Source organism: Sphingomonas sp. BAUL-RG-20F-R05-02, from assembly GCF_022662305.1.
In the GTDB taxonomy this organism is placed as follows: Bacteria; Pseudomonadota; Alphaproteobacteria; order Sphingomonadales; family Sphingomonadaceae; genus Sphingomonas.
Window position 1 is genome coordinate 1 of the sequence record NZ_JAKNQH010000039.1, and the last position, 9,615, is coordinate 9,615.

The 9,615-nt window shown below is 60.4% G+C and carries 7 protein-coding genes; 2 read left to right on the top strand and 5 right to left on the bottom strand.

The window, feature by feature from the left end; genetic code table 11:
- Positions 1 to 69: 69 nt before the first annotated feature.
- Positions 70 to 444, top strand: a complete 375-nt coding sequence (locus tag L8F97_RS21925; RefSeq protein ID WP_242154808.1) for a ferritin-like domain-containing protein — start codon at positions 70 to 72, stop codon at positions 442 to 444.
- 92 nt (positions 445 to 536) lie between these two features.
- The gene (locus L8F97_RS21930) at positions 537 to 719 is read left to right on the top strand and encodes a CsbD family protein (protein ID WP_242153623.1); all 183 of its coding nucleotides are present in this window, start codon (positions 537 to 539) and stop codon (positions 717 to 719) included.
- A gap of 45 nt (positions 720 to 764) precedes the next feature.
- Here L8F97_RS21930 and L8F97_RS21935 read toward each other — a convergent pair whose 3' ends face one another.
- The 5 genes from L8F97_RS21935 to L8F97_RS21955 all read right to left on the bottom strand — a co-directional run bounded on the left by L8F97_RS21935 (position 765) and on the right by L8F97_RS21955 (position 9,367).
- Positions 765 to 977: a hypothetical protein gene (locus L8F97_RS21935; RefSeq protein WP_242154810.1), complete on the bottom strand. Its 213-nt coding sequence runs from the start codon at positions 975 to 977 to the stop codon at positions 765 to 767.
- Between the two features lie 368 nt (positions 978 to 1,345).
- Entirely contained in the window at positions 1,346 to 4,456 is a 3,111-nt protein-coding gene (locus L8F97_RS21940; protein ID WP_242154813.1) for a hypothetical protein, read from the bottom strand.
- 256 nt (positions 4,457 to 4,712) lie between these two features.
- Positions 4,713 to 6,821 carry a family 16 glycosylhydrolase gene (locus L8F97_RS21945; RefSeq protein ID WP_242154815.1) on the bottom strand — a complete coding sequence of 703 codons (2,109 nt, stop codon included), beginning with the start codon at positions 6,819 to 6,821 and terminating at the stop codon, positions 4,713 to 4,715.
- Positions 6,822 to 6,848: 27 nt separating this feature from the next.
- On the bottom strand, positions 6,849 to 7,682 hold the full coding sequence (locus L8F97_RS21950; RefSeq protein WP_242154817.1) for a glycosyltransferase family 32 protein: 834 nt from the start codon (positions 7,680 to 7,682) through the stop codon (positions 6,849 to 6,851).
- Positions 7,683 to 7,759: 77 nt separating this feature from the next.
- A complete protein-coding gene (locus L8F97_RS21955; protein WP_242154819.1) occupies positions 7,760 to 9,367 on the bottom strand; it encodes a carbamoyltransferase C-terminal domain-containing protein in 1,608 nt (535 codons plus the stop codon).
- Positions 9,368 to 9,615: the final 248 nt, after the last annotated feature.

Sequence of the window (9,615 nt, forward strand, 5' to 3'; positions counted from 1 at the left end):
CACGAATGCGCCAACTACTTCGGCTCCTGCGGCTATGACCCAGACTGAAAAGAAACCGCTCTAAAGGACATGCTGCAGTCGTCGCAGGACGGGATTGCCAAGCACACGGACGTGCTGAAGGCGCTGATCGAGGGCCAGGACGAGAAGCTCAAGAAAGAGCATTGCAAAGGCATGGAAGGCCTTGTCACCGAGGCGCTGAAGCATACCGTTGAAGAGGCACCCAAGTCAGGTCCGGTGCTCGATGCAGCAATCATCGCCCAGTACCAGCGCATGACACACTATGGCATCACCGGCTTTGGCACGGTTGCCGCATTCGCCAAGGCGCTTAAGCTCGATGATGATGCCACCAAACTCGAAGCCGCGGTGAAGGACATGCACCAGGGTGATGACCTCATGAGCGAACTGGCTGAGTCAGCCGTCAACGTTGAGGCAGTTGGGGACTAAATTGCTGGGCCGGGCTGTAAGCCTGGCCCAGCCGCCTTATCTTAGATGTAGGTTCGGCAGCATTGGGCGTGTCGGCAAATTGGAGATACGCCATGGGTGAGTTCACCGACAAGCTCGACGCTGCTGGCAACAAGATCGCAGGCAACGTGAAGGAAGCCGTTGGCAAGGCGACTAACAACGATAAGCTGACTGCAGAGGGCGAGGCCCAGCAGGTCAAGGGCACGGGTCAGGACGTCAAGGGCAGCGTCAAGGGCGCGCTTGGCGACGAGATTTAACCGGCGCGTTGGGGCTGTTTATACAGCCCCAACGCGCCGGTATTGTTAAACTTTCAACAGCGGTACAGACTCTTTGGACTTGGACGATTGGTCATCGATGTCACCGACAATGATGCCAACGTGAAGATCATCGCCTCTTGCCGTGCCGAGCGACTTCGTCGCTTCCTGCCCATCCATCGACACTTCAAGTTGTCCCGTGACACCAATTTCCTCGAGTGCTGACTGGATAACAGTCGCTACGTCTTTGGCATTAGCCATAATGTCGTCTTTTGTGACTAGCGGAACTGAGGGCCACTCCGCCGTGTGCGTCGGACATAGCAGGTATCGAACTGAATAGCGAATGATGTGACGTGAGGGATCTGTTCACACCAATGGTACGGTCCGGTAAGACCGGAAGATCAACTTTCAATCTGGCAGAGCAGACCGACCGCACTTAGGGCATAGTTGGGTGGAAACCGGCCCGGCCGCTTTGGAGAAGCTATGTAGGTAGCCCTGCCGTTCGTTCACTTTCGGCGAATCCAAGCACTCACTAGACCTTTCGGTGAAACCCTTTTTCATCTACCCTCAGGTTGGAGAACGAACTGTTCAACTGACTACCCCTAGAGGCGCAAGCCACGAGGGGCCGGCTAGTCCTCCGGTTTGCTAAGCGCGTCCTTATCCGGCTCACGCTTTACCATACGCATCAGCTCTGCCTTGTTGATACTCAGCTCTATTGGCTTGATCGCCTCGTCGGCCATGTCGAGAAGGACAAGGCGGTCGTCCTTGCGCCAATGATTCCAGTAGACGCGCGCCATATAGTGTGAAGCTAACGTGATCCTGAGGAAAGTGGCGCGGGGCAGCGTCTTGATTGCGTCTCTGAGAGGTGATTTACCGCGCGTAACGTCAATGTCGGCGAGCCAGGTGCCGTGAACGATTCTCTCCATCGGCCCCTCCGGTACCGTGCCCGCGACGCTGGTAGCGAGCACCCGCTGTCTGGCCTGCTCGCACATGAAGTTCATCACCCGTCGGACCGGGTCTGCCATGGCGCTGTATTCGATGATGTCCATGATCGCTTCGATGAAGCGCTTCTTCTCCTCAGGATCGTTGGGGCCGGGCAAGTTCGCCAGCGCAGCATCCGTGGTCAGCTCGCATCGGAGGGCCTCAAAGTCGATTTCCATCTGGGCGCGGCTCCATTCGTCGATTAGCCTCGACGCCCCCGTTACGATTGCTTTGGCAAGCCTGCGCTTGACGGTGGCGTCTAAGTGCTCGGCGCCAGAGCCGAGGAGGACGGTGGCCGCGACCCAGTGCCGGGACATATCCGACAAGGGCTTCAGCGAATCTTCGGGCGGTTGCTCACTCTGGTCGTGGCCGCGGATTTTCTTCCGCTTGCGGCCGGACGCCTCACGGATTCGTTCGCTCAGATCAAGGAGGTCCTGCTTATCTTTCGAGGCGTCGATTCCGCTCCTGACGGCCTCGCCCGCATTTTTTAGCCGTGCTCGTAGCGCCTTTGTGCGACCCGGCTGTCGGATGTTGGGGGGTGAGATCTCCTCACCGAGAAGAATGTGCTCGTCGTCCTTTTTTAGCTCGAGCGCGGCGGTCGATGCGTCCAGCTTCGCAAACACGCTTTCAACGAATGTGACTGAGGCGCCGATCTCAGCGTAGAGGTCGAAGGTTGGGATATCAAAGTGCAGGTCGTCAAGATCGAAATAAACTGCGGCACTTGTTGGGTCAGCGGACAGTTCGGCTGCGAGCAGGTAGGACTCGATGAAGGGCAGTGAGATGTGCACGCGGTTCGACTCGAAGTGCATTATGCCTTGATCAAGAAAGCCTTGCACGAATGCCATCGGGTCGATGTCGAAGTCGTGCTTGGCCGCGAAGTCCTTGACCTGCTGTATGAGACCTGCCTGATCGAAAGTCTTCTTCTGGACGTTCATTTCAATGACCAGCCTTCGAAGGAAGCGTTCCCGCGTCGAGCGGCTGAGCGCAACGTCCGCCTTGTCTCCCGCAACGATGAAGGTGAGGAAGCCGGTGACAGCGAGTTGGATCAGTTCCGACCGCCGGTTAGCCTGCAGGAGCGCGGCCAGTGTTTCCTTCGGGATGCCTGCAAAATACGTAGGGTGCGCGTCAAGCTCAAAGCGGTTAAACGTGTCCCTCAGTCGGAGCGCGATGACTTCAGCCTCCGACCCGGTCATTTCAAAGTTCTTCTGCACGAAGTGCGAGATCTCACTGAAGGCTATTGAGCAGAGCTCATAGGGCACTGCACCGGTTTTGGTAGCGAACTCTGTCTCGATGACGAGGTTGGCGTCGCCTCGGGCGAGGAACACGAACTTCGCGTCGTCGTAATGGCCGACCTGTCTCACGACCGCATCAAGACGGTGCCCGGAGCCGAAGGGGATGTTTTCGACAATGAAAACCAATTTCGCGCCCTTGTGTGTAAGTAGCGGCTCGTAATCAATTCCCGCGGCGCCCTCGAAGGTAGATCGCTTACTGCGCATCCCCTCGGCGTCTATGACGATCGGCACGGCCTGCTTGCCTTCGAACTCGGCTGATAAGAGATCGTGGGCGACGACCCAGCCGAGACTCTGGTCCGGATAGGTGCGCGGCAGGTTTATTAGGATCCTGTCGTGCCGTTCGATAGCGGTCCGCACATCGGTCGGATCTACCGGCTTTGATCCGTCCAGATCGTCTTCCTTGTGTTCGGGACGGACGCGGGGCGTCGGCAGATGGTAGCCTCTGGGCTGAAGCTTGTATTCTGGGGAGAGCTTGCGAAGCGCATCGTCAATTTCGCCATCGATCTGCAGCAGGGCGTCGCCGAGAGCGTCTACCTCACTCTTCGGATTGACGAGGGTTAATTCGGTCTGTCGCCCGTGGCGACGCGTGAAAAGGGCAGCAGTGAAGCGCGGATTCCCCATCTGTAGCCTCAGGAATGACGCGGCGTTTTCCGCCGCCAAGGATCGAACACCGCCCTTGCTCGCCTGCTCAAGCTTCTTCTTGTCCTTGTCAGCGAAATCGGAAATGCCTCGGATTGCCAGCGCCGGCACACCGTGTGCCTTCGCCTGCGCAAATACGCCGCCGGACTCTGTCTCAATCGCGAGGAGGGAGCGCTCGAGGGTGCGCAGCTTCGCGTTGTAGATCTTGCTCTTGCTGACCGCGCCGCAGACTAGATAGCCCGGTTTCGAAGTTGGGGCGCCAATCCTGATGCGCGTTCCCCCAGGGCCTGGTACCTCTGCAGCAACGCGGTCCAGTGCGACTGTCTCACGAATTTTCTGCCATGCAAGGTATTCGGGACGGAGTGCGGGTTGGGTCCTTATGAAGCTGATTGCGTTCGTGAAGTCGATCGGCGTCTCGTAGTGTGTCGGCGAGAATTCGGTATCACTAGTGTCCGCGTGCCCATCCTCGTCCTCGACATCGACAACTTTGGTGTTGTCGAGCACGTCGATGACGTTTCCGGTGTAGCACACGTCCGCCAGGCCCATGTCGTCGGACATGCTACCAGCGATGCCGAGGCAGACGATCAGGCCGACGTCGTACGTTGAGAGAAGCATGCCCGCAGCCATGAACGCGGAGGTGCGCCCCATCTCCTGCTGCTGCATGACAACCATGGAAATATCGGGCGCGCCGCTGTCCACCAAATGGCAGAACGAAGTGGCAGTGCTTCGGTCCTCTAAGGAGGTGAACACCTCCATGAATGGTATAATCTCGTCCTCCAGCGGGACAACGACCGCGATGTCAACGTAAGGTCGTTCCGTCTTCTGCATATCGTCTCCGTTCGTGGGATGTTCTGGGGCAGGATAGGCTTGGAGTAAACCATTGACAGCAACCTCACCTCGAGATGGCCACCCCAGATCGGAACGCCGCATGTTTCACCGCAACGCAAGCTGAGAACGTGATCGACCTAGGGAGGCTGTAAGGCTGTTTACCGATCGTCATGCTGCAAGGCATTCAGCGTCGTTGATGTGAGTGTCGACTTTTGCCCAACCCGCCATTCGGGTTTGCGCGAACGACCGGTCGCGTTCAGGTCCAGATCGCGACGTTGCGGAAGTTGGCGACCGACGGCAGTGCACTTTGGTCAATCCGTCCAGCCAGTTCGTTGGAGCGCGGAGCCCAGAGGTTTCCATGGAGCCGCATGGGCAGATGCGGGATGGGCGTCGGTTCCCATCCACCGCGTTCGTGGAGGACCACTTTGTCGACCGACCAACTGACGCAGCCCGGCCGCCATTCAATCGTGTAGAGGTGAAAGTCTTCGGAGGCGTCGAACCCGAGGTTGATGCGGCACGGCGACCCGCGGTAGCCATAGCTCATAGCGGTGCCCTCATCACCGGGATTGAAGTAGACGTTCGCAAGCATCCGAAATGGATCGTCGCCGGTCAGCTCTATGTCGATCTCCTGCCGTGGGCCGTGACGATGTAGGAAGAATCCCGTCACGAGACCGGCGCCGCGGGCCGCGCGGATCTCGGCTTCGAACCGTCCATGCATGAAGGACCGCGCGCTGGCGAACGCTCCGGAGCGATAAGGCCTGCCACCTTCATTTGAGCCGCTCAGCACAAGCTCGGCACCGTTCGGCCCGTGGATGAGCCGGTCCCGTGTGAAAGCCGCCAAGTTGCCAGGAAAGGTTCCAACCTCGACCTCCATGAGCGGCGTCGCGACCGACATGGACGCCATAACGAGCGGCACGCCCGCGGGTGGTGTGTCGCATCTTTGATTTGCCGGAGCTGTCCACTCGCCTGGCGGCGGAAGAACCCAGGGAGAGTTATCGATGGGGCCGCCCGCCTCCCTGATGTCCTCGACGCCGTGCTCGCACGCGGCCCGCATGTTGCAGAAGGTGCGCCATTCGCGCAGCGGTCCGCGTGGGAAGGCCTCAACGGGTACGCTCAAGCCGAGCAAGTCGCAGAGCGGTCGCCAGCTGGCTCCATCCCATCCGGAGCCGGTTAGGACATTCGCACGGGAGGCCGACAGCTTGGAAAGGCACGGTCCGATTTCGTCGGGAGCCTGCGGTTCGAATAGGAGATTGACGCGGTTTGTCGCGTGGACCCAGTCAAAGGCGGCTTCCGACAGAGGGGGATCGACGAGAGCGTCCCAGGTCTTGAGCAGGGCTTGCAGTGCTTCGGAATCCACTGGCGGTTCGTCACCGCCAAAGCTGCGCACCCGCAATCCGAGGATCGATAGGGCCATCGCCAGACTGTCGCGTTTCCCTCCGGCGGTCCAGGCGAGCAATCCATCGGCGACGGCGCGACGGGGCGCCCCTACTGCGTTCGCATCGACAACCCCAGCCCTCGCTAGGTACGGCAGCACCGAGTAGCTGTTGTCCGACCCCCCGTCAGCGCGCTGCCGAATGACAGGGGACGAAAGCGCCAGGGCGCCAAGCTCGCCGAAGCGATAGTTCATCCACATGTCCACTGGACCAGTGACGGGCATTGCACGCAGGAGCATCTGCGCTCCCGGGCGTGACAGGACGTAGCCGGAAAGAAACCACAGGCCCCGCGCTGGACGGAACAGCGCGTCGCAGACGTCCATCCGAGTGGCTGTGCCGCCCGCATCGCTGTAAGAGAGATACAGGAGGTGCGGCCCACCCAAATCGCTGCAGCGTTGGAGTGCGGCACGCCAGCCGGCGTCAATCGCCCGTGCCGCCCCCGGTGCAAACCAGACGTCGTCTTCGACGACGAGTACGTGCTCGTCGTGTCCTAGCGCGATGGCCTTCCAAACTTCGATGTGGGATCTAGCGACTGCGACTTCCTGGCGTGTCATGACTACCGGCTCGTCCGGCCCAAAGCATTCCGCAAGGGTCGCATCGGGCTGGACGAACATCTGGCCGCCGAGCCGATAGTGAGGATCCACGTCCGCCGTCGCGGCGACCTCACGTCCATTGCGCGCGTCTATTGCGGCAAGGCGGCGGACCAAAGACGAGAGCGGCTTGCCGTCGTGCGTGCGGAAACGCGCAAACTCTCGCAAGGTCCTGCGGAGACGCCGGGGTTGCCGATCGAGGTTCACTACCAAGATGGCCCCGATACTTCCGGCCCCATCACCGAACGCGTGGATCCTTCCGCCGGGAACGAAGCTGATTGCGGCGCGCGCGGCGCGGAATATCAGCGAGTGGAGCAGCCCGGTCGCCTCTTCCAGGTTCACGAGTTTGAGCCGTTAGACATTGCGTGCTCAGCAGCCGTACACGTTGCGCCAGTTGCGCGCATCGTCGCGATAGGACAGCGCCCATCGCATCTCGGCGATCGCGTCCCAGTCGCGCAGCAGCCGGAAGTCGTGGGGAGCGCCGGCAAGATGCAACTCTCGGGCATGCACGGCCAGGGCGGACGTCAGATTGCCGGGGCCAGTCGTCGACTGGATCTCAGGGGCCGGATCGCCCCGCAGCAACTTGTCAGTCGCGCGGTCGAGCGCACGCTTGATCACCGGGTGGCCCGGCGGAGCCACCAGCGGGTCGTTGTTCACGTAGAAGATGCGGCCTTCGCTCGGAAGTTCTGTCCGCCAGATCTCCACTGCCGGCAGCATGCCCCCGGCCGGAATATCGTAGCACAGGGGCTGTAGCTTCAGGGTGTCGTCGATGAAAAGGTCGCGCCAGCCGTCACCGAGCAGCACGTCGTCGGCGTCGACGTAGAAGCCGCCCTCCTCAAGGATGAAGCACAGCCGAAGATAGTCGCAACGCATCGCGGGATGGCCGCACCGTGCGAATGCCGCGCTCTCTCTCTCCCCATAGACGTCTGCTACGTACGCAGCGGCGCTTGCATCACTGAACAACTGAAACTCGAAACCGTGATCGGTCAGCCGGTCCCAGCTCGAAAGGCATTCCTTCACGTCGTCCGGAAGGGCTGCGTGGTCGTGCCAGTACCGCACCAGCGTCCTTGGGATCGTGCACGGCGTGATCGGGGACGCGGCTGTCGATTTCGACTCGATTTCCATCTGTTGCAAAGTAAGCAGACGGATAAACTCCGAGCGCATCTCCTCGCACTCTTCAAATCCCAGTGGGTAGGTGTCCATTGGCGAAAGCGCCTTCTGTAACGAGTCTGAGAATATGCCGCTTGCGTCGGCAGTGATGGGCGACGCCCGCACTGGTGTCACCGGCTGCCCGCCAGATAGGCCTGATACTGCGGGGAGTTGCGCGCGAGGTGGGCGCGTCCCTCGACGACGAAGCCATCGAGCGCATGCTCCCTAACATATGCGGAAAGGTCGGCGATGTTGTTGATGAATCCCTTGGTCTTGAAATTGAGCGAAGTGTTGCAAAGGACGCCGAACCCGGTCCGCGCTTTGAAGGCGGTGAGGAGCGCATGGAGGTCGGGGTTGGTGCGCGGGGTTACCGTCTGCAGCCGGGCGGTGCCGTTGACGTGGGTGACCGCCCGGAGCGCCTCCGTAGTTGCGCGGTAGGTGAACAGCATGTGCGGGCTCTCCTTTTCGCATTGAAACCACGTCGCGGCGTCTTCAGCTAGACAGACCGGCGCAATGGGCCGGAACTGCTCACGCTGCTTGATCTCGTTCAACCGGACACGCGTCTCGTCGCGGAACGGAGCCGCGAGAATGGACCGGTTCCCGAGGGCTCGGGGGCCGATCTCATAGCGTCCATGAGCCCAGCCTAGAATCAGGTCGCTGGCAAGCATGTCAGCAATCCGGTCGTCGTCCCTCTCGTAGACATCGTAGCCATCCATACCGGTGGCGCCCGTCGTCCGGAACGGCAGGCCCGAATAGACGTCCCACTCTACCTTCGGGTTTCCGGTGTAGCGAAACTGGGCGTCGATGGCGGTGCCGATCGCCGATCCGGAATCGTTTGCGACAGGAGGCACAAACACCTCCGAGAACAGACCCGTCTCCCGCCACTTGGTGTTCCAGTCACAGTTCAGGCCGCAGCCCCCGGCGATCACCAGGGGCCGGCCCTGCTCGAGGTGTCCCCTTGCGAAGGCGTGAAAGCGCTCGAAAATCGCGTCGCTGTAAATGCCCGCGAAATTGCGAAATTCGGCATCGTCCAGTCCGGCGTTCAGGTGGGGTGCCCGGTCCAGCCGGTCGTATTCGCTCAGCTTCCGGTAGGGTCCGTCGAGAAGGAAAGTTAGCAGATCCTGCTCGTCGACCGTGGGCAAGGTGCGGGTTGAGAATGATGCGAGCGCCATCAGCTTGCCCGCGTCCGACGAGCGCGGATACGGTCCGTCCTTCGGAAACGTGGGGTCGGCCAAGCCGTAGAGAAGGCCATACCTGTTTCCCGGCTGCGTCAGAACGTCGGAGACCAGTGTGATGTTGAGATCCCCGTCGATCTCGTAGAAGCCGCCCATCTCTCCTTCCCAGATCAGAGCGTAGCACGCCGTTCCCTTCGGTAGGGGCGACATCCCGAAAGCGCAGAGGATGTGGGAGCGTTCGTGGGTGGACGAGAAGTAGTCCGACCTACCTTTCAGCATCCGCCCCTTGTCGATGATCGCGGCCTCCGGCGAGACGCCGCGGTAGCCGCCATTCCGGTCCGAGCCGTGCAGGAACTCGTGATGGTCGAGTGGCCACCAGCCACTCATGCAGATGACGTCGGGAATCGCGTCTAGCTCGCCAACGGCGTCCAGAACTTCTGCGATGGTGATGGCGGAATACCGGTAGTTAGAGTCCTTTTCGGCCTCGAAAGAAAAGCGGAGTCGGAAGTCCTCGATGAAGGCAACGGCGCCGTCATGACCTGGATTGTAAGAAAGAATCTTCACGTCTGGTCCCCCGCCACTTTGCAGAATACTAATGGAAGGTAGCGGGTTGTCGAGCACGCGGCTTCGGTGTGCGCATGGCATCGAGCCAGAGTGAGTCAACGCAGCCATCGAAAGGATTGCCGCTTTTCAGCAAATCGCGATTAAAAGCGATTTTCGACTACCGGCCCAGCTTCGGTCGTAACGCGACGCTTTCTGGACAAACGCTGAACATCAGCTTCTCACGAGAGCAGACGTTAAACCGGTGGCAG